The sequence below is a fragment of the Pauljensenia sp. C0170B4 genome (genome assembly GCF_056590235.1).
On the sequence record NZ_JBWPVS010000003.1, the window covers coordinates 139890 to 164856 of the forward strand.

Annotated in this window: 21 protein-coding genes and 1 tRNA gene; 9 read left to right on the forward strand and 13 right to left on the reverse strand. The window is 58.7% G+C overall.

Features of this window, described 5'->3' with window-relative positions:
* Positions 1-89: 89 nt before the first annotated feature.
* The 4 genes from tmk to AC1EJ1_RS04905 all read right to left on the reverse strand — a co-directional run bounded on the left by tmk (position 90) and on the right by AC1EJ1_RS04905 (position 7968).
* Entirely contained in the window at positions 90-938 is an 849-nt protein-coding gene (tmk, locus tag AC1EJ1_RS04890) for a dTMP kinase (RefSeq protein ID WP_070728275.1), read from the reverse strand.
* A 61-nt stretch (positions 939-999) separates the two neighbouring features.
* Positions 1000-3954 carry a type I DNA topoisomerase gene (gene topA / locus AC1EJ1_RS04895; protein ID WP_480295438.1) on the reverse strand — a complete coding sequence of 985 codons (2955 nt, stop codon included), beginning with the start codon at positions 3952-3954 and terminating at the stop codon, positions 1000-1002.
* 110 nt (positions 3955-4064) lie between these two features.
* The gene (locus AC1EJ1_RS04900) at positions 4065-6026 is read right to left on the reverse strand and encodes a DUF7059 domain-containing protein (RefSeq protein WP_480295440.1); all 1962 of its coding nucleotides are present in this window, start codon (positions 6024-6026) and stop codon (positions 4065-4067) included.
* 463 nt (positions 6027-6489) lie between these two features.
* Positions 6490-7968, reverse strand: coding sequence for a serpin family protein (locus tag AC1EJ1_RS04905; protein ID WP_285015222.1), 1479 nt, complete (start codon positions 7966-7968; stop codon positions 6490-6492).
* A 314-nt stretch (positions 7969-8282) separates the two neighbouring features.
* On the opposite strand from AC1EJ1_RS04905, the gene tdh reads away from it, so the two are divergent.
* The 3 genes from tdh to AC1EJ1_RS04920 all read left to right on the forward strand — a co-directional run bounded on the left by tdh (position 8283) and on the right by AC1EJ1_RS04920 (position 11338).
* On the forward strand, positions 8283-9341 hold the full coding sequence (gene tdh, locus AC1EJ1_RS04910; protein ID WP_285015224.1) for an L-threonine 3-dehydrogenase: 1059 nt from the start codon (positions 8283-8285) through the stop codon (positions 9339-9341).
* 22 nt (positions 9342-9363) lie between these two features.
* Positions 9364-10557: a glycine C-acetyltransferase gene (locus tag AC1EJ1_RS04915; RefSeq protein WP_480295441.1), complete on the forward strand. Its 1194-nt coding sequence runs from the start codon at positions 9364-9366 to the stop codon at positions 10555-10557.
* Between the two features lie 160 nt (positions 10558-10717).
* Entirely contained in the window at positions 10718-11338 is a 621-nt protein-coding gene (locus AC1EJ1_RS04920; RefSeq protein WP_480295443.1) for a superoxide dismutase, read from the forward strand.
* Between the two features lie 175 nt (positions 11339-11513).
* On the opposite strand, the gene AC1EJ1_RS04925 is transcribed toward AC1EJ1_RS04920, so the two are convergent.
* Both AC1EJ1_RS04925 and AC1EJ1_RS04930 read right to left on the reverse strand, forming a co-directional pair.
* A complete protein-coding gene (locus tag AC1EJ1_RS04925) occupies positions 11514-13073 on the reverse strand; it encodes an Ig-like domain-containing protein (RefSeq protein WP_480295444.1) in 1560 nt (519 codons plus the stop codon).
* A 564-nt stretch (positions 13074-13637) separates the two neighbouring features.
* Complete coding sequence (locus AC1EJ1_RS04930) at positions 13638-13814, reverse strand: hypothetical protein (protein WP_285015231.1); 177 nt, start codon at positions 13812-13814, stop codon at positions 13638-13640.
* Between the two features lie 541 nt (positions 13815-14355).
* On the opposite strand from AC1EJ1_RS04930, the gene AC1EJ1_RS04935 reads away from it, so the two are divergent.
* The 4 genes from AC1EJ1_RS04935 to AC1EJ1_RS04950 all read left to right on the forward strand — a co-directional run bounded on the left by AC1EJ1_RS04935 (position 14356) and on the right by AC1EJ1_RS04950 (position 18005).
* Complete coding sequence (locus AC1EJ1_RS04935; RefSeq protein ID WP_480295446.1) at positions 14356-15588, forward strand: tyrosine-type recombinase/integrase; 1233 nt, start codon at positions 14356-14358, stop codon at positions 15586-15588.
* 519 nt (positions 15589-16107) lie between these two features.
* Positions 16108-16683: a hypothetical protein gene (locus AC1EJ1_RS04940; protein ID WP_480295448.1), complete on the forward strand. Its 576-nt coding sequence runs from the start codon at positions 16108-16110 to the stop codon at positions 16681-16683.
* A gap of 132 nt (positions 16684-16815) precedes the next feature.
* The gene (locus AC1EJ1_RS04945; RefSeq protein ID WP_480295449.1) at positions 16816-17064 is read left to right on the forward strand and encodes a helix-turn-helix domain-containing protein; all 249 of its coding nucleotides are present in this window, start codon (positions 16816-16818) and stop codon (positions 17062-17064) included.
* Positions 17061-18005, forward strand: a complete 945-nt coding sequence (locus AC1EJ1_RS04950) for a hypothetical protein (RefSeq protein WP_480295451.1) — start codon at positions 17061-17063, stop codon at positions 18003-18005. Before AC1EJ1_RS04945 ends, AC1EJ1_RS04950 begins: the two co-directional genes overlap by 4 nt.
* Positions 18006-19478: 1473 nt before the next feature.
* On the opposite strand, the gene AC1EJ1_RS04955 is transcribed toward AC1EJ1_RS04950, so the two are convergent.
* Positions 19479-19811 (reverse strand): hypothetical protein, encoded by a 333-nt coding sequence (locus AC1EJ1_RS04955; protein ID WP_480295452.1) that lies wholly within the window; start codon positions 19809-19811, stop codon positions 19479-19481.
* A gap of 26 nt (positions 19812-19837) precedes the next feature.
* The gene (locus tag AC1EJ1_RS04960; RefSeq protein ID WP_480295454.1) at positions 19838-20167 is read right to left on the reverse strand and encodes a hypothetical protein; all 330 of its coding nucleotides are present in this window, start codon (positions 20165-20167) and stop codon (positions 19838-19840) included.
* Positions 20168-20214: 47 nt separating this feature from the next.
* On the opposite strand from AC1EJ1_RS04960, the gene AC1EJ1_RS04965 reads away from it, so the two are divergent.
* On the forward strand, positions 20215-20412 hold the full coding sequence (locus tag AC1EJ1_RS04965) for a hypothetical protein (RefSeq protein WP_480295455.1): 198 nt from the start codon (positions 20215-20217) through the stop codon (positions 20410-20412).
* 927 nt (positions 20413-21339) lie between these two features.
* On the opposite strand, the gene AC1EJ1_RS04970 is transcribed toward AC1EJ1_RS04965, so the two are convergent.
* Both AC1EJ1_RS04970 and tadA read right to left on the reverse strand, forming a co-directional pair.
* Positions 21340-21428, reverse strand: a tRNA-Ser gene (locus AC1EJ1_RS04970).
* Between the two features lie 104 nt (positions 21429-21532).
* Positions 21533-22177 (reverse strand): tRNA adenosine(34) deaminase TadA, encoded by a 645-nt coding sequence (gene tadA, locus AC1EJ1_RS04975; protein ID WP_480295457.1) that lies wholly within the window; start codon positions 22175-22177, stop codon positions 21533-21535.
* 91 nt (positions 22178-22268) lie between these two features.
* On the opposite strand from tadA, the gene upp reads away from it, so the two are divergent.
* On the forward strand, positions 22269-22907 hold the full coding sequence (gene upp, locus AC1EJ1_RS04980) for a uracil phosphoribosyltransferase (protein WP_480295459.1): 639 nt from the start codon (positions 22269-22271) through the stop codon (positions 22905-22907).
* Positions 22908-23087: 180 nt separating this feature from the next.
* Here upp and AC1EJ1_RS04985 read toward each other — a convergent pair whose 3' ends face one another.
* The 3 genes from AC1EJ1_RS04985 to AC1EJ1_RS04995 form a co-directional block, all read right to left on the reverse strand.
* Positions 23088-23984 carry a MetQ/NlpA family ABC transporter substrate-binding protein gene (locus AC1EJ1_RS04985; RefSeq protein ID WP_480295460.1) on the reverse strand — a complete coding sequence of 299 codons (897 nt, stop codon included), beginning with the start codon at positions 23982-23984 and terminating at the stop codon, positions 23088-23090.
* A gap of 69 nt (positions 23985-24053) precedes the next feature.
* Positions 24054-24191 carry a hypothetical protein gene (locus AC1EJ1_RS04990; protein WP_480295461.1) on the reverse strand — a complete coding sequence of 46 codons (138 nt, stop codon included), beginning with the start codon at positions 24189-24191 and terminating at the stop codon, positions 24054-24056.
* Positions 24192-24222: 31 nt separating this feature from the next.
* Entirely contained in the window at positions 24223-24966 is a 744-nt protein-coding gene (locus AC1EJ1_RS04995; RefSeq protein ID WP_371935795.1) for a methionine ABC transporter permease, read from the reverse strand.
* Position 24967: the final 1 nt, after the last annotated feature.

A 24967-nucleotide genomic window follows, 5' to 3' on the forward strand; every position in this document is an offset into this window, starting at 1 on the left:
TCACCTGCCTCACAGCGATACCGGCGCACAGGCCTCGTACAGGCGCTGATACCCGCTGGTGGGCACACCGCTGCAACACGTCGGGCTCATCACAGCAGTCCCTCACTGTCACCTTCCCATAGTGTGCCCTGGGATTCTTTCAGCAAAGCCGCCACCATCGTGCCAGCCTGGTCCTCATCGCTTGTCTGCGATGCTGCATGCTCGGGCGCAGGCGAGTTCGGCTGGGGTGATTCGGTCGCAGACAGCTCGACCTGATCGTGCGCCTCATGATTGACGAGGAGACCCAGTGCGGGTCGGACGCGTTCCTCCAGTACGCCTCTGATTTCGCGGAACACTTCTTCAGGGGTGCCGACCGCGTCGATAACGACAATGCGGTCTGGGTAGCGATCTGCCAGGTGCAGGTATTCGTGGCGCACTCGCTCATGGAAGTCCATTGATTCACGCTCGATACGGTCAGCGGTGTGCGACGCCGTCCCTCGTCTGGCACCCACCTCGGGGGGCAAATCCAACAGCAATGTCAGATCCGGCGACAGGTCCTCCGTCGCCCATTTTGACAAGGCCAGTACCTCATCCACGCCCAGTTCGCGCGCAGCGCCCTGGTAGGCCACTGAGGAGTCAATGAATCGGTCAGCCAGCACTACCTGACCGGCCGCAAGCGCGGGTCTGATCACGGTTGCTACATGGTAGGCACGGTCAGCCGCATACAGCAGGGCTTCAGTACGCGGATCCACGTCTTCAGGTCCGTGCTGAATGAGCTGACGCAGCTGGTTACCCATGTCAGTTCCACCCGGTTCGCGGGTCACAAACGAGACGCATCCAGCCTGATCAAACCACTCTTTGACGTGTTCGATCTGGGTGGTTTTGCCTGCACCGTCACCGCCTTCGAAGGTGATGAACAGGCCGCGCCTGCGCCGCGAATCCCCGCTGGAAGTGCTCATGAGCCTATCTTTGCACGAGGCACCGGCATTTGCGTACATGCACGCTGTTCAGGCCGACGCACTACTGGTCGCCATCCGCAGATGAGGAGTTCTTCTTCGACGCTGAAGCCTTGGACGTGCCCGACGACTTCTTCGCACCAGTCCCGGCGCTCCTACGCGTCGTCTTCGCACTCTTCGTGGAGGCTTTCTTGCGGGTCGTCCTGGTGGTGCTCTTGCGTCCGCGTTTGGGAGCAGGCCCCTTGGCGCGTTTGTCAGCCAGCAGTTCAAAGGCGCGGGCTTCAGTCAGCGACTCGATCGATTCGGATCGCGGCACCGTCACATTGGTCTGACCGTCCGTGATGTACGGTCCAAACCTGCCGTCCTTGACCACCACTTTCTTCTCAGAGATCGGGTCAATACCGAATTCACGCAACGGCGGCCTGGCCGTGCGGCCACGGCGTGTCTTAGGCTGAGCGAACAGTGCCAGCGCCTCATCCAACGTGATCGTCAGCAACTGCTCTTCGCTTTCCAGTGAGCGCGAGTCACTCCCCTTCTTCAGGTACGGCCCATAGCGACCATTCTGAGCGGTGATCACTTCGCCATCTGCCGGATCAGCTCCCACTTCACGGGGCAACGACAACAGCATCAGTGCATCATCCAGCGTGATCGTCGCCAGATCCATCGACTTGAACAGGGAAGCCGTGCGCGGCTTCACCTTCTTCTTACGCGTCGATTTCGCAGCGTCGCCCTCGTCGGCGTCCTCGGGCAGAACTTCGGAGACGTAGGGGCCGAAGCGACCATTCTTCGCGATGAGCATATGTCCGCTGGCCGGGTCGATGCCGAGCTCACGGCCATCATCAGCTGCCTGAGTGAACAGTTCGGCAATCTTTGCCTCATCGAGCTCGTCAGGCGCAACGTCCGGCGGTACGTTGGCGCGCACATCGTCACTGTCGCGCTCCAGATACGGCCCGTAGCGCCCCACGCGCAGCGTCACGCCGTTGCCGTAGTCAATCGAGTTGACCGCCCGCGCATCGATATTGTCGCCCAGCGAGGCAACCTGGGTGCGCAGTCCTTCACGCTTCGACGAGGAAGACCCATCCGCCGCTGCGTCGACCACTTCGTCACGCGGACCATCGACGCCACTGGCAGTCTCGGCCTCTGTCTGGCCTACGCTGCTGCCGAGATAAAACTCCGTGAGGAACTGCGTCGAGTCCTCCTGCCCGCCCGCGATGCGGTCCAGGTCGGTTTCCATCGACGCCGTGAAATCGTAATCCACCAGGTCAGAGAGGTTTTCCTCCAGAAGGCGCGTGACGGAAAACGCCAGCCACGTAGGCACCAGGTACTGACCGCGGTGCGTGACGTAGCCGCGGTCTCCGATCGTCTGAATCGTTGCCGCATAGGTGGAGGGGCGGCCAATTCCCAGCTGCTCCATCATTTTCACCAGTGACGCTTCGGTGTAGCGCCCCGGCGGCTGGGTCTGGTGGTCTTCGGCTTCAGCGTGGTGAACCGTGACAGTTTCGCCTTCCACCACGTCAGGCAGCAGAGTTTCCGCTCCGCGCGCACCGCCCCGCGAACCTCCCTGCGAACCAGACTGCGAGGCAGATACTGCATCACTGCCGGGCTGCGCCTGTTCATCGCGATCCTTGTCGCGGCCTTCCTGATAGGCCAGTCGATACCCGGGGAACGTGATCGTTGTACCAGACACGGACGAGGTCACTTCCCGCGCGCCCGTGCCATCTGGCAGCTCGAGCACATCGGTGAGCTGGCTGAGGACACGGATCGTGGAGGTATGCCCCGTCGCATCCGCCATCTGCGAGGAAATTGTGCGCTTCCAGATCAGGCCATACAGCGCCCACTGCTGGCGGCTCAACACCGAACGCACCTCATCGGGGGTGCGGAAATGGTCACCAGCAGGGCGGATCGCTTCGTGTGCTTCCTGCGCGCCTTTGGATTTCGTGCCGTAGATACGGGGCTTGTCCGGCACGACATCGCTGCCGTACAGTTCAGCTGCCTGGGCGCGCGCCGCACGGATTGCCTGGCTCGACAGCGCGGTCGAATCGGTACGCATATAGGTGATGTAACCGGACTCGTACAGGGACTGCGCCGTGCGCATCGTTGAGGACGCATTCCAGTGCAGCTTGCGGGAAGCTTCCTGCTGCAGGGTTGACGTCGTGAAAGGCGCAGCAGGGCGACGGCGGTACGGCTTCTTCGTGACGGATTCAATCGACGAGGGAGCCTCACGCAGACCGTCCGCCAGGCGGTCGGCTGCAGCCTCATCCAGCGCCACTGTCTGAGCTTTGCGAGCCTTGTCCGACAGCACACCCTCTTCGGAAAAATCAGTGCCAGTGGCTACAGGACGCCCATCGAGCGCGCTCACACGCGCCGTAAAGTCACCCTCGTCAGCCTGAATGAAGGCATCGATGGACCAGTAGTCCGCGCGGATAAACGCCATGCGGTCGCGTTCACGATCCACAATCAGGCGAGTTGCTACCGACTGGACGCGGCCGGCCGACAAAGATGGGCGGATTTTGCGCCACAACAACGGTGAGACTTCATAGCCGTAGAGGCGGTCAAGGATGCGTCGAGTCTCCTGCGCGTCAACCAGGTCGGTGTCAATATCGCGCGTGTTGTCCAGTGCGCGCTCAATAGCCTCGCGGGTGATTTCGTGGAACACCATGCGCTTGACAGGCACCTTCGGTTTGAGCACTTCCAGCAGGTGCCACGCAATGGCTTCACCCTCGCGGTCCTCATCAGTGGCCAGGTAGAGCTCGTCAGCATCCTTAAGGGCGCGCTTGAGTTCAGTGACACGCTTTTTCTTCTCAGGCGTCACCTGATAGTAAGGAGTAAAGCCGTCTTCGACGTTGACGGCGAAACGACCGTACGGGCCCTTCTTCATGGACACGGGCAGTTCGGACGGTTGAGGCAGGTCGCGGATATGACCGACCGAGGCTTCAACACGAAAGTCCGGCCCTAAATAAGATCCAATAGTGGCCGCCTTCGCCGGAGACTCGACGATGACTAACTTCGACGCGCCCATGTCCCTCCGTTCCTTCCTGCCTGTCCGTCATTTCGCCTTCCCGAGGGAAATTCACTTAGCCGCGAAATGTGGTTCGCTGATGACCATACAACGTTTAACCGGCATCTCGCTCACGGCGTGTCCTGTGAGCTGGTGCGCAATATGCCGAACTTGAGGAGGCGGATCACCTCCGGCGACAGGCGATTTCGCAGGTCGCAGGGGTCAAGTTCCATGAGCGCTGCGATCGCGGCAACGATCTGTCCCAGGGTCAGCTCGCCATCTGCAGCGCCCACCAGGCCGGCCAGTTCCGAACTCACCGAGGTTTTCAGTCCGACACCCCCGCCCTGCTGCAGCTCGATCACTTGCGGGTCGGCCTCACCGGGCGCAAAATAACGCACTTGGGTGACATCCGGGCTGCACACGGCGTGCAGGTCCCAGAGGAGGTCGGCGCTTCCGCCATCGGTGTTATCGCCCTCCACGCTGCCGCCATTGTCACCGCTGCCATAGATCTTGCCTCCGCCGGCGCGGGTGGCGACGAGCTGAATGATGTCGAGGCCTCGACGTATATCTCGCCCGGTTGGCACATGTCCGGTCGCCACCGCGTCACATTCCACGTATGCGGGCCGGCGCTGCGTCGCCCGATCCGGCTCATTCCCACTGGCACTGGATGGTGAGGCGGCCACGTCGTCCTCGTCAATCGGACTACCCCCGTCGGCGGAGGGACCCTTCTCAGCGAAGTCCGGGCGGCGGCGAGCTGCAATGAGCCCCATGCCAATCGACTGGACGCCGGCCGCGGTGAAGTCAGCCAGCCAGTCGGCGTATCCGCGTTCGAACGTGTCGCGGGCGGTGAGCGTGCCACCGGAATCTCGCAGCCACATTTCGACGTATTGGGCAGGTTCGAGGGAGTCTCGCTGAATCACCCACGCGTCCACGGGGAGGCCGTCGAACCAGCTTCTGGGGTGATCGGACCATGTGGCGGAGGAGTCAGAGCCGACTTCCCAATTTGCCAGCATCTGAATGGTGCCGTCCTCGGTCAGGTGGTCGGGTGCCTCGCGAATGATCTGCGCAATCAGGTGGTCTCGCTGCGCGCCGCCGTCGCGGTACTGCATCAATCCGGATGCGCGCACCGAATCGGGAGTGATGACGAATGGTGGGTTGGAGACGATCAGGTTGAAGCGCGCGCCGGCAACCGGCTCGAACAGGGATCCGCAGCGCACGTCAATGGCTACCTGATTCAGTGCGGCGTTGAAACGGGTGATTTCACAGGCGCGTTCAGACAGGTCTGTCGCCACGACTCGGGTGCAGTGCGTGGCCAGGTAGAGTGCCTGAATGCCGCAGCCTGTGCCGACATCCAGTGCGCTGTCAACGGGTGTGCGGTCGGTCAGTGTCAGCAACGTTGTCGTTGCTCCGCCGATGCCGAGCACGTGGTCAGGAGCAAGCGGCCTGCCTGTTGTGGCCTCTCCCAGATCGGAGAGCACCCACCAGTGATGGTCGCCGTCCGGCAGCGTGGCGGCATGTGGTCGCAGGTCAAACAGCGCGCGCATCGGAGCGGCGGCTGACTCGACATCGCTGCTGGTTTCACCGGCGTTCCCGGCGGGGTTGCCGGTCTCAGCGGCGTTCGCGTTCGCCTTCGCGTCGGCACCGCTGGTTTCGGCGGCATTCGCGCTCGCGCCGGCAGGTGCGATGAGGCCGAGCGCGCAGGCCCCAGCACTGCCCAGAGCCGGCAATGCCGCATCGACGCGGTCATAGTCCACATCCATCCCCAGGATAAACAGCTGCGCCAACGTTGCGGCGGCTGCGGCGTTCCCGGCGGACTCACCATCAATCAGCCGCTGAAGCTCCACCATCGCCGGCACGCGCTGATCACGCATCAACGCATTCTGCGCCTGCTGGCTGAGCAGCGAGTCAACATAATCGACGGTGAAGTGAGCTGCTTCGAGGTCCCGGCGCAATGCCTCGATCAGATTGTCGTCGAGCGCAGGCGGTCGCGGCGACTTCGCAATGTCCGAGGGAGGGTGCGGCGGTTTCGTCGCGCCCGAGGGTGTCTGCGGCGGAATCTGCTGGCTCGCATCCGACACGTCATCTGTTCGCATGCACCCAGCCTACGCGGACGAGCCAACCTGAGGCCGCGAGGACGTCGCAGTTGCACATACCCCTAGATCTGAAGCTGCTCAATGCACATACCCCTAGTTTTAAGGTCTCTCGGTGCACATTCCCCTAGATTTAAGGCCGCTCAATGCACATACCCCTAGATTTAAGGTCTCTCGGTGCACATTCCCCTAGATAAACCTCGGATGTCATCGTCGGGGACTAGCCCGCGACCTCCTGACCTGCATGTTTAGAATTCGGGTGATGTGGCGTGACGTTAGATCTAGGGGAATGTGCACACAGGGCCGACTTTCTAGGGGTATGTGCACGTATGGACGCCTTTTTTAGGGGTATGTGCACACGGGCACGAGTTCTTGGGGCATCGTGCACCTGCACTGGGGCGAACCTAAGGGGAATCAAGGACGGGCAGCCCGTCTTACCTTGCGCCTGGCAGGCAACAGTGCTGCCCTAATTAGCCAGGGAGGGATCACCGATCCAGGCCATGAACAGCGGTGTGCCGGTCTGCGTGTCCGAAATGATCGCTAGGTATGGACGATTGAAGGTGAGCATCGGGGGTGGAGGCAGTGCCGTGTCCCCTGTGGCGTGTTCGGTGACGACCGCGGCAACCGTGCCTTCCTCCTTAATGATCAGATGGCCCTGTTGGACGAACTGCTGGAGATTCAACGCAGGTCCACTATCGGCGGAGGAACCGAACCCGGAGTAATCCCCTTCTGCGAGGCCTTCTGGCGCGCCCATATCCGTCACGACATCCAGCAAGCTGACCGAGGAGGTGAAGTTCGCTTTCGGCACTGACACTTCCACTTCGTCAGCGGCGGTTTGACTTAGTGCCTGCAACGCATCATGGACACTGGTGGGGCTGACCGTCGTCCCTTCGTGCGGCATCAGCAGATGCAAAGCCAGGTCCTCGCCTTGATACGGCATCGTCGCAGCGGTCCACTGTTCATCCTCCATGCCCTGAAACTTGTTCTGCGCCACCATCATGTCGACCAGTTTGACCGGACCGGCTGTGGTGTGGAACTCCATGCGCCGTGTATCTTTTTCGTCGAAGGGCTGTGCCCACGGCGCGCTGAATACGATGGCGTTTTGCCCCACCATGCGACTGAGTTCGTTCAGTCGTATTCCTGACTTGTCGATCATCCCGCCGCTGTGTTCATTGACCCACGTGTCCAGGTCCTCCTGAGCTAATGGTGACTGCAAGTCCAGGTCGGTGACATCCGTTTTCCACTGTGACGTGACGGCATCTTTCCACGTGGGGTTGGGCGTGAACTGATCATCAAACACCATGCGCATAGATCGGCCAACCAAGGGGGTATCAGCAACTTTCCCTCCCGCGACCTTCGACACGTCGCCTTTCCATCGATCCCACAGCCCCCACGATGCGGAAAACCGGTTGGCTGCCTCATCGGCACTCATGCCCATCAGTCTTTCGTACTCAGCGCGCGTGTCACCCTGCGCGCCCAGCGCAATCTGGGCCATCGCGGTGGCTGTGCCGACCGGAGATGTCAGCGCGTTTTCTCCAACTGCCGCACCATCTGACGTGGTATCTGCCGAGCTATTCGTCGCATCTGCGCTATTGGCACCGGCACCGCTTTCCGAGCCGTCCGTGCTGCCCGCCTTCATCGCACTGGCGAGGGTGGACAGCCCCATCGCATACATCGACACACGGGCTTGATCATCAAGCGCGTCAAAAGATCCGGCTGCCAGCGGGCCGACCTCGATGTCCACTGCTATCGGTTCGCCCTGATCCACAACGGTGCCGATGGGAGGCTGCCCATCGTCTGTGTCGACAGGATCTGCTCCGGACTGGCCGGTCCGGCCGGACTGGGTCCCGCCGCCCATCGTGCATCCAGCCACAAGGATCGCACTCCCGATACAACCGCACACCATGCGTCCCCACCGGAGGCGCCCCACAAAACCTTTATCCATGATCCATAGATTATGAGGGAGTGAAGCAGCCCACAACCCCCGTTACATAACTGAATACCCACCATTGCCAAGACGTGACATCTTCGTCGTCTGCCACGATCATCCAGTACCAAGGCCCCAACGCCTCAGCGCACCTATACCCCATGAGCTGAGCGGTACCACGATACGGTCATCCGCACAGGCTTCGGCCTCCCCTCGCAAATTCTCACTTCAGCGGCTATACGTGCCACACTAGGAGCTGACATTTTTCAGGCGGTGCGCTCGCCCTCCAGACAGCCTGCAGCATCGCAGCTTTGGCAGCAAGGAGGCTCATCGTGCGCGCACTTCGCAAAATGGCACAGGCACCAGGTTTGGAGCTGTGCGACATCCCCGAACCGGCAGTCGGCCCGAGTGAAGTCAAAATTAAAGTGCAGCGCGCAGGCCTGTGCGGCACGGATGTTCACCTGTTCAACTGGGATGGCGGAGCCCCCGGATCCCTCACCCCACCGCAGACGCTGGGGCACGAGTTTTTCGGGGAGATCGTCGAAATTGGCGAGGGTGTCGCTGCCGGATTCGGCTGCGACGAGCTACATCCCGGACAGCACGTATCAGTGGAGGGGCACATCGTGTGCGGCAGGTGCCGTAACTGCCGCGCGGGCCGCAAGCAGATGTGTCTGCGCACAGTCGGCATCGGCGTGAACCGCGACGGTGGTTTCGCTGACTATGTGGTGGTGCCGGCGTCAAACGTGTGGGTCCAGCCCGACCTCATCGACCCGGAGCTGGGCGCGCTTTTCGATCCGTTTGGGAACGCTGTCCACACCTGTCAGCAGGTGGAGATGACTGGTCAGGATGTACTGATTACGGGTGCAGGCCCTATCGGGATCATGTGCGTGGCGATCGCCCGACATGCGGGCGCGCGTCACGTCGTCATCACCGACGTTCAGGAGGAACGCCTGGACATGGCGCGCTCGGTAGGGGCGGACGCCGCGGTCAACATTACGCGCCGCACGGTTCCAGATGTGATGGCTGAACTGGGCATTCGTGAGGGTTTCGACGTGGGAATCGAGATGTCGGGAGCTCCCGGCGGGCTGACCACGTTGATCGACTGCTGCACCCATGGTGCGACACTGGCACTGCTCGGCTTACCGAAAGGCGCCTTCCCCGTGGACTGGGGCAAGGTCATCACCCGCATGTTCACCATTAAAGGGGTGTATGGGCGCCAGATGTTCGACACGTGGTATCTTGCGACGTTCATGATGGAATCGTCCGAACAGCTGCGCGAATCTGTTCGCTCCATCATCACGCATCGTTTTGCACCTGATCAGTGGGAGGATGCGTTCGAAGCCGCAGCCAGTGGCACGGCAGGTAAAGTCATTATCGACTGGGAGAAATAGAGATCCGAAGGAGCATTTCACAATGGACACACTCAGCGAACGGCTAACAGCTCACCTCGATCAGATTCGCCAGCAGGGACTGTATAAAGAGGAGCGCGAAATCCTGGGTCGTCAGGGCTCCCACGTTGACACTAACTCCGGGCAGGCGCTCAATTTCTGTGCGAACAACTACCTGGGACTGGCAGGGGATCAGAGGCTTGTCGATGCAGCGAAGGAAGCGCTTGACCGGTGGGGTTTCGGAATGTCGTCGGTGCGTTTCATCTGCGGTACTCAGGATCAGCACAGTGCGCTGGAGCGCGAGATCGCTCAGTTCCTCCGCATGGATGACTCCATCCTGTTTTCGTCATGTTTTGATGCGAACGGCGGCATTTTCGGTGCCCTTCTGGGTCCCGATGACGCCATCGTGTCTGATGAGCTCAACCATGCGTCACTGATTGACGGTATTCGCCTGTGCAAGGCCGCCCGCTTCCGCTACCGCAATGCCGACATTGAGGATCTGCGTCGCCAGCTCCAGGCAGCTCGAGACAAGAAGTGCGATCAGGTCCTCATCGTCACTGACGGTGTCTTCTCGATGGACGGCTCGTTCGCTCCCCTTGAACAGATCTGCGATCTGGCAGAGGAGTTTCACGCCCTCGTCATGGTGGATGATTCGCACGCGACAGGGTTCGTCGGTCAGCACGGTCGGGGAACTCCTGAGTACTGCGGTGTGGAGGGCCGTGTGGATATTCTGACCGGCACACTCGGCAAGGCGCTGGGTGGCGCTTCGGGTGGGTATGTCGCTGGCCCGCAGGCCATTGTGGACACTCTGCGTCAGCAGGCTCGACCGTACCTGTTCTCCAACACGTTGGCTCCCGTTGTTGTGGCCGGGTCGCGTAAGGCTTTGGAACTGGCCGCCCAGGCTGACGATGCGCGCGCTCACCTGAAGGAGATGTCGGCACTGTTCCGCTCTCTCATGGAGGACGCCGGATTTGATGTCTTGCCCGGTTCGCATCCGATTCATGCCGTGATGTTCCGTGGAGATGATGGAGCGGCGTTGGCCGTCAAAATTGCGGCGCGTATGTTGGAGCTGGGTGTGTATGTCACGGCGTTCAGTTTCCCTGTGGTTCCACGGGGGCTGGCACGTATTCGCGTGCAGCTGTCGGCCGCGCACAGCGAGGACGATGTACGCGCGTGTGTCAAGGCGTTCATTGATGCACGTGAGAGCGTTATTGGGTAGGCAGCTGAGGTCGGACTGACAGAGTGGACGAGGGTGACCAGTAATTACCTCATATAAGTCATGCGAAAAGATTCGAAGGCCGATACCCTAAAGAGGAAGCATCCAGGGCTTAAGGCCCGGATGTGTGGCAAATCGCCTCGTTTAGAGCTAAGGAGCTGCCATGCCGACTTATGCACTGCCTGATCTTCCGTACGACTACTCCGCGCTGGAACCGCACATTTCCGGCAAGATTATGGAGCTGCACCACGACAAGCATCACAACACATATGTGACCGGCGCTAACACCGCCCTCGAAAAGCTTGCCGAAGCGCAGGAGAAGGGCGACTTCCCCACGATCAACAAGCTGGAGAAGGATCTGGCGTTCAACCTCGGTGGCCACACCAACCACTCGATTTTCTGGAAGAACATGTCTCCGGACGGTGGCGGCAAGCCTGAAGGCGAGCTGGCTGAAGCCATCAAGGAATTCTTCACTTCTTTCGACGCATTCAAGGGACAGTTCACCGCAGCTGCGACCGGTCTGCAGGGTTCCGGCTGGGCAGTGCTCGCATGGGACACAATTGCGGAGCGCCTGGTGACGTTCCAGCTGTTTGATCAGCATCAGAATGTGCCCGTTGCGACGGTCCCGCTGATCATGCTGGACATGTGGGAACATGCCTTCTACCTGGATTACCTGAACGTCAAGGCTGACTACGTCAAGGCGTGGTGGAATCTGGTGAACTGGCAGGATGTCAGCGAGCGTCTGGAGCGCGCTCGTGGTTTCAAGGGTCTGGTTGTAGCCTGACTTTCCACTAACTGAATGCTCCGCGACAGCGCGGCGCACCACTGACCAAAGGTGCTCCGAAGTTTCATGCTTCGGAGCACCTTCTTTTTGCGGTTCACAGGCAGTGTGGCTCCTCGCCTGAAAGACGAGGAGCCACACTCTGCAGAACACCTGCGGTGGTGAACCGAATCGTGTACTAACGTCGACGACGCGCCAAGATCATGGTCGACGCACCTGCAAGCAGCGCGAGAGCCGCTGCAGCACCGCTCATCCCAAGATCAGTACCGGTACGTGCCAGTCCCTTCCTGTCGGCAGCGGGCTTGACTGTGATGACCTGGTCAACCTTCGTCAACGTGACCTGGAAGCTATCAAGCACCTTGCCGTCCCTGTCCAGCACAGTCACGGTAATGACATCACCGACGCGCGCACCGGAATTCGGGGTTACGGTGATGTTGCCATTGTCGTTGATAACAGCCGTTCCCGGTCCTTTGACCTGGACAGTGGCACCGTCGGCGACCGGGCCACCGTGGTTGGGAACAACGACAGGCTTGTCAGCAGGAGTTGTCACATCATCCCAGTTTGGTGCTGCCGGGCATGCGGCAGCGGCGATGTCGAATGTCCATTCGGTCTGGACCGGTTCTCCCGTGGTTTCATCCTTCTTCACGATGTAGAGAACAGGGTCAGCCAATTTAGCCGTCACCTTCATAAACTGGCCTTTTTCGTCCGGCTCACCCTTCGCATTAACGCGGGTCTCCTCGTAATTCCACACCGGATTGTCAGGATCCTCCGCCTTTGGCAGGTTAACGGTCGCTTCTTCACCGCACTTGTCCGGTTGGGTGGTGGTCGGTTTCTCAGGCGCAACTTCCTTCACATTGGACTTGACGTATACAGTCCACCCAGTCAGATCATCGCCTTCGACCTTTTCAATCTCGTAGCGACCATTTGCGTTCACAACGCCGCCCGTGTCAGCAAACTTCGCATTCAACGCGTAGGTCTTGATACGACCCGTATAAGGGCTGAAAATGTCGAGATCATTCCCGGAAGCTGCTCTGGTAATGGGCGTCTGAGTACGATCAGCATTGTATTCCGCGCTCGGATGGTGAACTGCGTTGCCCTTGAAGTTGTAGGTATTGACAGTTTCCTGGCCGCTTTTTCCTTTGAAGTTTTCTTCAGTCTTACCTTTATAGGTACGATTCAGTCCGATCTTGACCGATACACCATCCGCATCTTCGGGGTGAATGACACCTTCAGTCAGAACGAATTCAAAGTCGGTGTTCGCCTGCTGAAAGATCGAAATATCGTCGACGTTGGTGCCAGCCGTGCTCGAGTGGGACGTGGCAAGATCACGCGCAAATCCTTCTTCGTCATTCATAACGTGATAACACGCATTGATATGCACATCTACATAATCCGTACCGTTAACGGTGCGAGTTGACGGCGTCTTCACGACATACGACGACTTCTCGCCATACGTCACTTGAACATCTGCCCACTCATAAGCAGGAATTCGCTTCTCAGCCGCATCCGGACTCGTCTTGCCGTAGAGAGTGCAGTACAACCTCATCTTTTTGGAAATACCCGTACGCGATTGATCGTACGTCCACCCCGGATTGCTGTCATACGTCTTCCACTTGAAGTTCAGCGTGTAACTGCTCTCAGGCGGTTCTTCAGCTGCCTGTGCCACATTTGTCATGCCCTGCACACCTGCGACCAGCGCGAAGGCTGCAAGAGCGCTCAGTGATGCCCTCGTTTTCATTCTCACAGTAGCGAGTCCCTTCTCAAACAAGATTGATGGTTGGAACATTCTACATTCCCAGTCCACAAAACCCAACACTTTGGTAGAAATGGCCCTCTCGCCAGAGCACCGAGTACCGCTTGAATGACCGTGTTCGACTAATGATTGTGGCGGCATCGTTGCGTAGATCGTACTGGAAGGGATGCGCCACGGCCTGGTTCTTCGGGTGATATGTGCACGTTGCCCTCATTCTCAGGCTCTGTGGTGCACAATCCCCTCAATCTAAGGGCGGCGTGTGCACGAACCCCCTGATCAACAGCGGATGGGGCGCCCTCGTCAATTGCCATGCGGGGTGCGGGCGTGTACTGACAGACCTGGCCCCTGCCGACTCGCAGGAGAGGGCAGGAGCCAAAGAAGGGTTAATTGCCAAAACGTGGTGCTCCGGTTGAGTGTTTTGGCTTGTCAGGTCGGCGTTTCCTGGTGAACTTATGTTTTTCGGGGTTAAGTCGTGATGATTCTTGATTTCTTGTGTTGATTATGATTGGTGAGGAAATCCCGTCAGACTCGGCTTTGCCCGGTGTGCAGTCAGCCGATAAAGAAGAACCGTAAGACCGCTGCAGGCACGGGCTTCTCGGCGTGCATGTAGCACCACCAGAAAACCGCCTTGATCCGCCAGCTCAACCGCATACCCCGATGATCGCGCAGTATCTGACACAAAAGCGCTTTCACGGCCCCCTCGATCCGCTTGCTCATCGCCGGCATCACCCGCTCCCACGCCGGATCCAGGAACGTGAAGAACGCTCCACTACCTGTACTTCCCTGGGAGGTTGTGAACGCGTTGTGTGGGGGTTAGCCCGCTGCTGGCGGCGTGGCGTTGTTCGTCTTGTCGTGGCCGTTGTCTTGCCTTGAGTTTGCCGCTTCACTCACATGCCTACCAGTAGGGGGTGTCAGGGGATTCTATCGAAGTCACGACAGCGGCAATCTATCGGGCGATTTTATTTTGGAAGTACCACGTAGGTACCACGCGGGCGATTCTCTGAACCACCAACCCTGACTTTTTGTTGGTATCTTGCGGTTCTTAATGGCGGTAGCGCTGGGATTCGAAAACAATCCCCATGGTTTTTGCGTTCCGCGGCATCTCAGTCAAAAGTGGCGTTTGGGTTGAGTTTTCAACGATTGTGGCGGATATGCCACACTCACCTATTGTCATGGTTTATGATGGTTTTTAGTTCCGTTATGCAACGTAGATGCAACGCGGGACGGGGGTTTTCCAGCAGCACGAAGCCAAAAAGAGGAAACGGACATGTCAAAACGACGCACGTTTGGAAGCATCAGGAAGCTAAAGTCAGGAAAGTTCCTTGCAGACTTCCCCAACCCAACAGGCGGCACCCCGCAACGGATACCAGCGCCCATGACGTTTGCCCGCAAGATGGATGCCGATAAGTGGCTACGACAGCAACAAGCAATGCTTGAAGCCGGCACGTGGAAGAGCCCCGAATTGGAAGCCCGCGAGCGCGTGGAAGCTGAGCGTAAGGCGAAAGCGGATGCGCTCACGTTTGGCGAGTTTGCCGATACGTGGTTTAAGCGTAAGAATTGGGCACCCTCACATTATGCGAGCGAGGAATCACGCTACCGGAACCACCTCAAGCCCTATTGGGGTGGTGTTGAGCTTCGGAACATTACTACTCAAGCTATCGAGGATTGGATCTATGGGGCGCACATGCGTAAGCTCACGCCCGCTAACCGTAGAAAGCAGTATGACTTGTTGAAGCAGATCCTACGGTCAGCGCGTTCTCGTAAACTCATGGCCGACGATCCGTTTATCCCTGAGTTGCTGGACGGTTTGAAACCGAGGGGGGACGAGCCAAGCGGCAAGCAGAATAAGCGCGTGTTACCTGTGCACGAGTTACACGCCCTTGTTGACGGTATCGAGGATTATTTACAGGCAATGATTCTACTCATGGGACTAGCGGGGTTACGTCTTGGCGAGGCCAGAGCCTTACACCGTAGCGATATTGACTTAGAGGCGGGCACCGTGTTTGTTCACCGAAGCATGACAGGTGACGGGAAGAATCGAGTTGAGCGAAGCACGACGAAGACACCAGCGGGCACGCGCCTACTTCCGCTAGCGCCTGTGGTTATTGACGCGCTCAAGGAGCACTTCGAGCGTGAACCGTTCATCCCGAACGACTACTTCGCGTTTCAAGGCCGCGACAAGAAACGCCCACGGGACAACGAGCCTGTGGGACGTAAAACGCCAGGTCAGGCGATGGATCGCGTGTTGAAGCGTGAGGAGCTAAAGCATGCCACACCTCACGACCTGAGGCATACGGCGATCACGTTTGCCGCGCGCATACAGGGAGTGACAGAAGTTGACTTGCAAGCCTACTTCGGACACAGCAAGGGCAGCAACGTGACCGCGCGGTACATTCACACTGACGATCAACAGTTACGGTTGATTGCCGACGGGATGAATAAGGTGTACTTGCAGTCTGACGGGGTTGTTGTCCCGCTTCGACGAACGCAAGCCGTGTAGGGCAGAGGGGGCGTTGTTGTGAGTAAAAATCGTGTGACCGTGGTGTGTGAGCGTGGAGCGTGGCACGCTGGACACAAGCCGCGAGCGCTCGCGGTGTTTGAGCGTGAGAGCGTGCCTGAGCGGATGGACTGTGCGGGGTGGCGTGCCGTGCAAGTGCAAGGCGTGGACAGGGACAGCCTGAGGGCGAAAGCCTATCCCGTTGTGGGTATCAGCCCTATTTTTTTAACTGATAGTGAAGCGGTCGATTCCGTCCGCGATTTACTGTGGCCAGCTACCCATGACGAAGACATTGACGATCTTGTTGATATGCCTCATCACGGGTTGACGGGGCGTGAGATTGCCGAAGCGCGGCTACAGACAGACATGTACCATGGCCGGTTCTTGATGCCCTGTGAACACGTTCTAGGGCGACAGGTGTTTGAGGGTGAAGAAGACCGCGAGACGTTTCAGCCGTGCAAGAGACTGTTAGCCGTGTGCCCGTGTGGGTGGCCGTCGAGCGTGGTCACGCTGTGCAGCATCGTGGACAAGCTGGAAGAAGCAGCGCGCGGCACTGGAGTTATCCATATTGAAGACATCGACGAGGGTGGCGAGGAAACGTACGTGTCTAACTGGGACTTCACTAGACAGTTGAAGGATTGGCAACGCAAAAGACAGACAGGTTCCCGCGCGGTAGAAGACAGGCCGTATCCGGCTACCTCTATTCTCGTTACTAGCGAGTATGACCCGTTCGTCATTATGTGCGACGGCAACAGCGCAACGGGCAATTATCACCGGAAGCACGGGGCGCACGTTCTCGCAGTGATCCCCATGCCAGCAGAAGAAGCCGACACCGACCAGTTGCGTGAGGACTACCAGCAAGAAAGTGTCATGATTGGTGGCCAGTGGGATCTAACCTTGTCTGCACTCGCAGACGCGCGTGGAGTGTCAGGACTGAACAAGACCGATTTAGCGTTCAACGTGTGCCCGTGTTGCCGAACCGACCTACCAGCGTTTACGGGGCTAGACCTGTGGGACGCGTGCAAGCCACTGTACGACCACGGCGCGCGCTACATTAACGTCAATACGGTTCTTACCATGTGGCAGCGGATGGGGTAGAATAGTTTTCAACGAAAGTCCCGACCGCGTTAAAGGGTCGGGAGCTTGTTCCCATTCGGGGGATATTGACAGCCGACAAAGGCGCTTCGCAAGGTGCCTGAGCTTGTCACACCCTGAATGGGAGTTTTTATTATGTCTACGCAGTCAGACACCGACACGCAGCAGCGATTGGCGCAAGCTAACGCAGTAATCAAGTCACTAGGATTCACGCCCCGCGGCATCTACACCGTTCGTGAAGTCTCTCAAATCACCGGCATCCCGACAAACACGCTATACGTGTGGCAATACCAAGGCGCTATCACCACGTTGAAGTGTGGACGCAGCGTGAAGATCCCGGCATCCGAGCTAGCCCGCATCCTCACTGAGGGGGTGGCAGCATGACCACCACAACAACGACAGTGACGGGCATACGCTTCGACGCGCTCGCAGTCACTAACGAGCAGTGGCAAGCCATGCTTGAAGCTCAACCGTGCTACACGCAAGCAGCAGCGCACCACCCGTGGTGCACGCACGGCCGGTGTAATATCACGCTGGGAGACAATCCGGCAGACGCTGTGATTACCCATCGCGGGAAGCACGAAGTCACCGTGGGGAACGAGACTATGCGGTTCACGGTTGAAAGCGAGTGCAGCGTGTTGACCGGACGTGAGGCGAACAGAGTTTACTTCACGTCCTCGTATGGTGACGCGGTGACCATACGCACGATTCAAGAGGCGCACGCCTACATCAACGCGCTACCAGACACCACGCTAGAACCGTTCACTGTTCACAGGACAGACTTCGACGCTGCGCGTGTGAGGGTCGAAAAGATCAGAAGACGCGGTAGCGAACATATCGAAACGGTGAGCCTAAGCGACCACGAGCCACAAGACCTAGCAAACGTCACCAACCCGCGAGCGCGGGCACGCTTACTAGCAATGAGTGGGGCTGTGGAAGCGTTGACGCATCGCCCGTGGTGTACGCCTGGGGCGTGCGTGGTTGACGACGTGTGTAGCGTGTTGGAGCCAAGCGCGCGTCATGTTGGGCGCTATAGGTTCACCGATAGTGAGGGCGTGCAATGGGTAGCGACAGTTACAGAGCGCCAGTATTTTGACGACCGTCCCGGCCGTGAGCCTGTGCAAGACGTACTCATTCGAGCGTTGAGCGACGATGAGGGGAAGTTCCTAGGGGCTCTGTCTTCACCGTCCTTGAGCGCGCTTGAAGCGTTGAGCGACCTGTTTAGCTATGCGCAGCACAGGGATAGGTGGCGCGTCCTGAATGGTTGTGACGAGCAAGTACAGACCATGACAGGCGGCGATCAGGCCGCGCGCGCACTGCCATAACGGGGGGCAGCTTGGGGCGTGGCATCCATCTACGGATTACGCCACGCCCCACCCCTGAAATGTTCCACAGCACGCAGATCACGGAACACGCAATCATTATAGCAATAGCGTGTTCATTTTGCGTCGTTGTGTCGAGTTCACTTCACTTGATAACAGTTCTAGAGGCTTCAGACAATGACACGAAAAGGCTTAAACATCAACCTACCGACATCCCTCGCGGGCGATCCGCGCTTTAACGCTCTGTCCGACAAGGCCGTGCGCGCCCTCATCTCATTACACATGTGGTGCATGAGTAGCGACAGTGACGGCGTGATCCCACGCGCTTACATCGAGGACAAGGAGCTATCGAAGTCCCTAAGAGGCGTATGCCCGCAAACGATTAAGGCTCTCATTAAGTACGACTTCGCACGGTGGGACGAACAAGGAGACACTTTGCGCGTGGAGTGGTCATGGCAAACAACAGCCGCTGAACGCGAGAAACAGCGACAGCACAACCGCGACCGACAACAAAAGTTCAGAAGTTCTCAAAATTCTAGAAAATCTAGTGACAGTGTTTTTTCTGTTTCCGAAAACGATTCCGCGCAATCACAAGGAGAAGTCGAGGGCGTAACGCGTTACGGGAGCGTTAGTAACGCGCCCGTAGATCAGATGAGATCAGGTCAGGTACAGATGAGATCAGGGATAGATCAGGCAGAGGAAGAGGAAGAGGAACAGGATAACCAGTCTGTTCCATTGGAACCTGTAGAAGAATGGCCTGACGTAGCACAAGCGGGCGCAGTGGACACGTCACCGCAACCAGCATGGGACGAGCCATGTCCCGAACCTGAGATCAGATCGTGCGAATCCACGGACTGCAACGGCACTGTGGTCTTGGACGCTTCGGGCGTGTGGGTGTGTGATCGTTGCGGCACGCAGTATGAGAATTGTTGTGAGTGTGGTGGCGCGCTTATAACGGGGCGTGAGCGCGCTCAGGGGCGTTGCATGTCGTGTAGGTAGTGCGCGTGACTTTGGGGCGCTTGTGGCGGCGGTTAGCTACCGTGAGCGCCCCACGGTTGCGTTGCGTGCGCTCGCGGTGGTGTTGGCGTGTTGTTGTCTGGCAAGCGTGTGGCAAGTTGGTAAGCAAATTGCTAGGCAAATTGGTAAGCAAATTGCTAGGCGGTTGCTAGCGTGTCGCTAAGCGTACCGCTAAGCGTGGCGCTACAGAAATGTCTAGCGTGTCGCTAGAAGCCCTCATCGTGCCGTCTGTCTCTAGTGGCAATCCTCAGCAAGACACACACGCAGCAGTTAGCGAGAACCGTTCTCACACAAGCCGCGCGGATAAAGGCTTACCCCCAGCGCGACAACGCTAGGGGTAAGGCACCGGCAAAAGCCAGCGTAAGTGTCCATTGAAAGGAAAAATAAATGGACACCTTTCCTGATGTGTTCCTAGCTCTGCTAGGTACGTATAGTATATGGCGCGCGTGACAGGCACTGTCAACACTCGTCCGCGTCACCGTTCAGGAAGTCAAGCATGAGTTCGTCAGCACGCGTTAGCGACTGCCACACGGCACCCTGAGTGACACCCTCACGGCGCGCCACTTCCACCTGAGGCAAGCCCACAACCACATTTAGATACACGCGGCGGCGCAACTGTGCTGGCAGCGCGTCAAACGCGCGCCTACCGTCAGCCACACACGCCCACAACGTTGACTGCCTGTAAGGGTCGAACTGTGAGCGCGGCATCCCCACTTCACGATACGTGCCGTCAATACTCCACCCCCACGCGTGAGCATCACTGAACGACGCGCGCACCAGCTCACGCACCACAGGCGCACTGTACTCACTGCACATGTTTACGCGTCCAACTGTTCAGGTTGGAAGCCTGTCACCAGCAAGTTACATTCCTCGTGTTTGTGGTGCTTGTAGTCCTTGAACACTTCGGTTAAGCGTCCACGTACTCGCAGGATCAGCCCGCCTACTCCCCCGCGGTTCCACGCGGTTACCAGTTGTTGAGGGTGTTCATGTGCCCATATCCACGCGCAGGCCACACATTCGTCGTACGACAAGCGCGCTTTACCAGCGAACAGGGTGACGGCTCTACTGAAAGCCGCCCATACTTCATTGTCAGGGTCGCCCGCTTCGAGGATGCTTACTACTTGATTAGTAGTTACACGATTAACCACAACTCCATGCTACATTACACAGGCGCGCGCGTGACTGTTAGCGTGCTATGGCAACAGCCCTCGTGCTGGAAGCGGACGGCAGGAGAGCAAACGGCAGGTGGAAACGCGGCAGTGTCGATATTGGCACAAGTGCCAATATCTCCGACTGGCAGTCACGGCTTAAAGAAGCCGGGATCATTCTCGACTACTCACCTGACCTTGCAGCCCGCGTGATAGACGGCAGTCTTGCCCTCGACAATGTTTAGCGCACCGCTACCGGCCTGACGAAACCTAGACGAAACCCAGCAGGTTACGGAAACAAAACCTAGCCAAAACCTAGAAGTAACCCAGCCGGTTACGAAAACGGAACCTAAACCCAACCTAGCCTTAACCCAAGGGGTTAGCCACACCACGCGAAACACCCCGTGACCAGAGGGCATCTGGAAACCGTGTAAGTCCCATTAGCAATTGTGCGTCTGGAATACGCACATTTTCCACACGCAGCCCCGAACCCACAACAAGCCCGAACACCCAGCGAAACCGGCAACGCTGAACCCACCCACGCGCGCACCCTGAAAGCGCGTGAGAACCACTCACAGGCACGCCAACGAGATCGTGGAACCCCCCCCACATCGTGCAGCCACAACCCGCGCGCCTTGAACTGCCACCCACAATTTTGACAGCCCCACACCCACAGGCACAACAACCCCACCCCGCTAAACACACACCCACCCCCCACAGTCCCTAGGAAGCGGAACAAGCGGAACACCGGAACATTGGCGTTATACCAACGAAAAGAAGCGCCACGCCCAACACCCCTATCCGGAACATCCGGAACACAAACGCAGAAAAACCCGCCTATTAATCACTCTCACAGGCCTTGAAGCCCATTCACCCCTGAGTTGCCACGCTCCACGCGTGCTAACACTGAGCGGTAGGGAGAAAGCGCGGCGCGGGGGTCAGGTGCCGGGGTGCCCGTGGCGCTCGCGGGCGTGGCGCTGTTCGTCTTGTCGTGGCCACTGTCTTGCCTTGAGTTTGCCGCTTCACCCACATGCCTACCAGTAGGAGTGTCAGGGGTTCTAGCGAGGGTGGGAGACGCTGCAAAACTCATTCCGTTATGCAACGTAGCTGCAACGCGGGCGATTTTCCGAACCGCTGACCCTGACTTTTCGTTGGTATCTTGCGGTTCTTAATGGCGGTAGCGCTGGGATTCGAACCCAGGGTGGCTTATCACCACACAGCATTTCGAGTGCTGCACCTTCGGCCGCTCGGACACGCTACCTCGGCCAGTCAGATTACACGAAATCCGTCGCCCAACGCCACTTCAGCAGCGATCTGGCGGCTAACCGTGGCCAAAAACACGTTGCAAGGCGCTCGTCATCAGGATCACCCACGACCACGCAGGCGAACCCCCCTGGGCAGAAGATCCTCACCACGAGACTCCTGCGGGGCAGGTTGAGAAAGGCCGCTCGGCGTCGCCCTCGTCGATGAAGAGGCAGAACGTGTCGCCGCAAGGCGGGTGGAAACAGGAAGAACGCCGCCGGAAGGAGAAACGCTCGTCTGATGCTGCACCCTCTTCCCCAGAAAGAAACCTTTGAGCTGGACTTCCACTTCCTGGCGCAGAACTCCGCCGATCACTTCCACTGTGTGGTTCAGACGAGCGTCACGCACGACGTCGCGGAGCGAACCGGCAGCTCCGGCCTTCTCGTCCCACGCGCCGAATACCAGGCGGTCGACGCGCGAGTTGACCACCGCTCCGGCGCACATCGTGCACGGCTCGAGGGTCACAACCAGGGTGCATCCCGCAAGGTTCCATGTGCCCATCGCGAGGCCGGCCTGACGCAGCGCCACAATTTCAGCGTGAGCACTGGGATCGTGGGTCGTTTCCCGCTGGTTCCAGCCTGACCCTATGACCGTGCCGTGCGGGTCCAGGACCACCGCTCCGACAGGGACATCGCCCGCTTCGCGGGCACGGTTGGCCAGAAACAGTGCGCGTCCCATCGCCTGGGACCATGATTCGTCGACCGTCACGAGGTAAGCCTACCGCGTCATTCACTCAGCATAAGAGCATCTGTTCGGCGCGCAATCGCCGCAGACATGTCTGGCGCGGTACGCTTGAACCATGCACCTACATGTCGCTGATCATCCGCTGATTAACCACAAGCTCACTGTTCTTCGAGACGGTCGCACTCCGTCGGCAACATTCCGCCAGCTCGTTGATGAACTCGTCACGCTGCTGGCCTACGAGGCAACACGTCACGTTGCCGTGAAAGATGTCGAAATTGAGACTCCCGTGTGCCCCACCATTGGGACACGACTGTCCGATCCACGTCCGATTGTCGTTCCCGTCCTACGTGCAGGCCTCGGAATGCTCGACGGGATGACTCGCCTGCTGCCCACCGCCGAGGTTGGGTTCCTGGGTATGAAGCGTGACGAGGATACGCTTCAGGTTGAAACCTATGCGAATCGGCTGCCGGACGACCTGTCGGGCCGTCAGTGCTTTATTCTGGATCCCATGCTCGCCACCGGCCACACGATGGTAGCCGCGACGAACTACCTGCTGGAACGCGGCGCCCGTGATGTGACGTGCGTATGCATTCTGGGGGCGCCGGAAGGCATTCATGAGGTGGAAAAAGCCGTGGGTGATCGCGCTGATGTCACCGTTGTGCTCGCCGCCGTTGATGAGGGCTTGAACGAGAAGTCCTACATCGTGCCCGGCCTGGGCGATGCCGGCGACCGCCTGTACGGCATCATCGACTAAGGAAAATGTACTGATGGGGGCGGCACACTTCCGTTCGCGAAGTGCGCCGCCCCCATCTGTTATGAAGTGTCTCCCTTGAATGGCAGCTACCGCGTAAAGCGGTCGCTGCCGTTGCTATCAGGAGGACAGCCCTATCTGGCACTGCTCAGCACACTGTCTGGAGCAGTGCCAGCAAGCTGCTTAGAACGCGGGAAGGACGGTGCCGTCTGACCAGTTCTCTTCGAAGAAGGTGCGGACCTCGTCGGAGTGCAGCAGCTCGTCAAGCTTCTTCACACCTTCGAGCTTGTCACCAGACAGATCCTTCTTCCACACGAGCAAGTTGGTGTACGGGCTTCCCTTACCCTGCTCGGCAACCAGTGCGTCACCATTGATGGTCAGGCCACCTTCCTGCGCGAAGTTACCGTTGATCACGGCGATGTCAACGTCAGACAGTGAACGTACCAGCTGTGCGCCTTCGGCTTCAAAGAACTCGAAGTTCTTGAGCTTTTCAACAGAGTTGATGTTGGCTGCCTCGTCACCCTCGGCAATCTTGACGAATCCGTTGGCTTCAAGCAGTTCGAGTGCACGACGCTGGTTGGTCACATCGGAGATGATGCCGATCTTGCCGCCGTCGGGGAAGTCTTTCAGGTCTTTGATCTTCTCGGAGAAGATACCGAGCGGCTCGATGTGGACGCCCTCGCCCTGGTCGAACTCATAGCCGAATTCCTTGACCTGGTCTTTCAGGAAGTTCGGGGTCTGGTAGAAGTTCGCATCCAGGTCACCGCTGTTCAGTGCAACGTTCGGCTGGTGGTAGTCGGTGTACTCGACGATCTCCAGGTTAATGCCAGCTTCAGCAGCCAGGTTGTCCTGAATAAAGTGCAGGACTTTGGCATGCGGTGAAGGGCTGGCACCAACGGTCAGGTCAATAACGCCGCCGGTTGCTGCGCCGCCTGCTGTGCCTGAAGCTGCCGTGTCGGTTGAGCCGCTCGTGGCGGTCTCATTCGAGCCGCCGCCGCAGCCTGCCAGTGCGAAGGATGCTGACAGGCCGCACACTGCGAGGGCCTTGAAAGAGCGTGTGTTCAGATGAGATAGACGCATGAGAGTTTCTCCAATCATGTTGCCGGTCTGCCGATGCAGACCGTTTCTAAATTCAGAATGGTCAAGTTTTCAGGTTTTTTCAATTGCGCTGAAGCATGAGAGATGAACGAGGGTGACGTTCCCGTTGATGCAATGCACTCCGCTCATGTCGCAGGCGTATTGCAGGTCAGATGCGACGGGGGTGCCGCGCAGATCTGGTACGGACATGTGCCCGTGAAGTGTGCCGGCTGGTAGTGCCTCAGCGGTGGTCCACCAGCCGGCTGATCATGTCACCCATCATCTGGATCACCTGGACGATGATGATGATCGCAACGACTGCGCACAGCATGACGTCGGGCATGAATTGGTTGTAGCCGTAGTTGATGGCCAGCTTTCCAAGGCCACCGGCACCGACCGCTCCGGCCATTGCCGAGTAGCCGATCAACGTGATCGCCAGGACAGTCACCGACTGGATCAGGGCAGGCAGAGCTTCGCGAACCTGGACACCCCAGTAGATGCGCTGGTTGGATGCGCCCATCATTTGGGCTGCTTCAATCTTGCCGCGCGAAACGGCCAGCACGTTTGTTTCCACCAGTCGTGCAAAGAACGGGATGGCACCAATAATCAGGGACGGCATCGCGGCTTTCCAGCCGAGCGTGGTTCCCACCAGGAACCTGGTCAGCGGCACAATCGCGATCAGCAGGATGATGAATGGGAATGAGCGGCCGACGTTGACGATCACGCCGAGAACCTGGTGCACGATGCGGTTGGGCGTGAGCCCGTGGCGCGACGTGTTGACGACCAGCAGGCCGAGCGGCAAGCCGAAGATCACGGTCACCAGTGTGGCGACGCCGGTCATCACGAGTGTTTCCCACACTGCCGGCAGGAACTGCTTGGTCAGTGCCGGGTTGTCACCCCAGGTGGGTTTGTCTGCTGCAATCGACATCATGGCGGACTGAAATTGTGCAACACCGATGTGGGCAGCAAGCAGTACATGATTCATG

What these genes read in the sequence shown, in the direction of transcription:
- AC1EJ1_RS04995 (WP_371935795.1), bottom strand. Translation starts at nt 24,966, where the DNA reads ATGAATCATGTACTGCTTGCTGCCCACATCGGTGTTGCACAATTTCAG.
- AC1EJ1_RS04985 (WP_480295460.1), bottom strand. Translation starts at nt 23,984, where the DNA reads ATGCGTCTATCTCATCTGAACACACGCTCTTTCAAGGCCCTCGCAGTG.
- upp (WP_480295459.1), top strand. Translation starts at nt 22,269, where the DNA reads ATGCACCTACATGTCGCTGATCATCCGCTGATTAACCACAAGCTCACT.
- AC1EJ1_RS04930 (WP_285015231.1), bottom strand. Translation starts at nt 13,814, where the DNA reads ATGCCGGCGATGAGCAAGCGGATCGAGGGGGCCGTGAAAGCGCTTTTG.
- AC1EJ1_RS04915 (WP_480295441.1), top strand. Translation starts at nt 9,364, where the DNA reads ATGGACACACTCAGCGAACGGCTAACAGCTCACCTCGATCAGATTCGC.
- AC1EJ1_RS04920 (WP_480295443.1), top strand. Translation starts at nt 10,718, where the DNA reads ATGCCGACTTATGCACTGCCTGATCTTCCGTACGACTACTCCGCGCTG.
- AC1EJ1_RS04925 (WP_480295444.1), bottom strand. Translation starts at nt 13,073, where the DNA reads ATGAAAACGAGGGCATCACTGAGCGCTCTTGCAGCCTTCGCGCTGGTC.
- AC1EJ1_RS04990 (WP_480295461.1), bottom strand. Translation starts at nt 24,191, where the DNA reads ATGTCCGTACCAGATCTGCGCGGCACCCCCGTCGCATCTGACCTGCAA.
- AC1EJ1_RS04945 (WP_480295449.1), top strand. Translation starts at nt 16,816, where the DNA reads ATGTCTACGCAGTCAGACACCGACACGCAGCAGCGATTGGCGCAAGCT.
- AC1EJ1_RS04900 (WP_480295440.1), bottom strand. Translation starts at nt 6,026, where the DNA reads ATGCGAACAGATGACGTGTCGGATGCGAGCCAGCAGATTCCGCCGCAG.
- topA (WP_480295438.1), bottom strand. Translation starts at nt 3,954, where the DNA reads ATGGGCGCGTCGAAGTTAGTCATCGTCGAGTCTCCGGCGAAGGCGGCC.
- AC1EJ1_RS04905 (WP_285015222.1), bottom strand. Translation starts at nt 7,968, where the DNA reads ATGGATAAAGGTTTTGTGGGGCGCCTCCGGTGGGGACGCATGGTGTGC.
- tmk (WP_070728275.1), bottom strand. Translation starts at nt 938, where the DNA reads ATGAGCACTTCCAGCGGGGATTCGCGGCGCAGGCGCGGCCTGTTCATC.
- AC1EJ1_RS04965 (WP_480295455.1), top strand. Translation starts at nt 20,215, where the DNA reads ATGGCAACAGCCCTCGTGCTGGAAGCGGACGGCAGGAGAGCAAACGGC.
- AC1EJ1_RS04950 (WP_480295451.1), top strand. Translation starts at nt 17,061, where the DNA reads ATGACCACCACAACAACGACAGTGACGGGCATACGCTTCGACGCGCTC.
- AC1EJ1_RS04935 (WP_480295446.1), top strand. Translation starts at nt 14,356, where the DNA reads ATGTCAAAACGACGCACGTTTGGAAGCATCAGGAAGCTAAAGTCAGGA.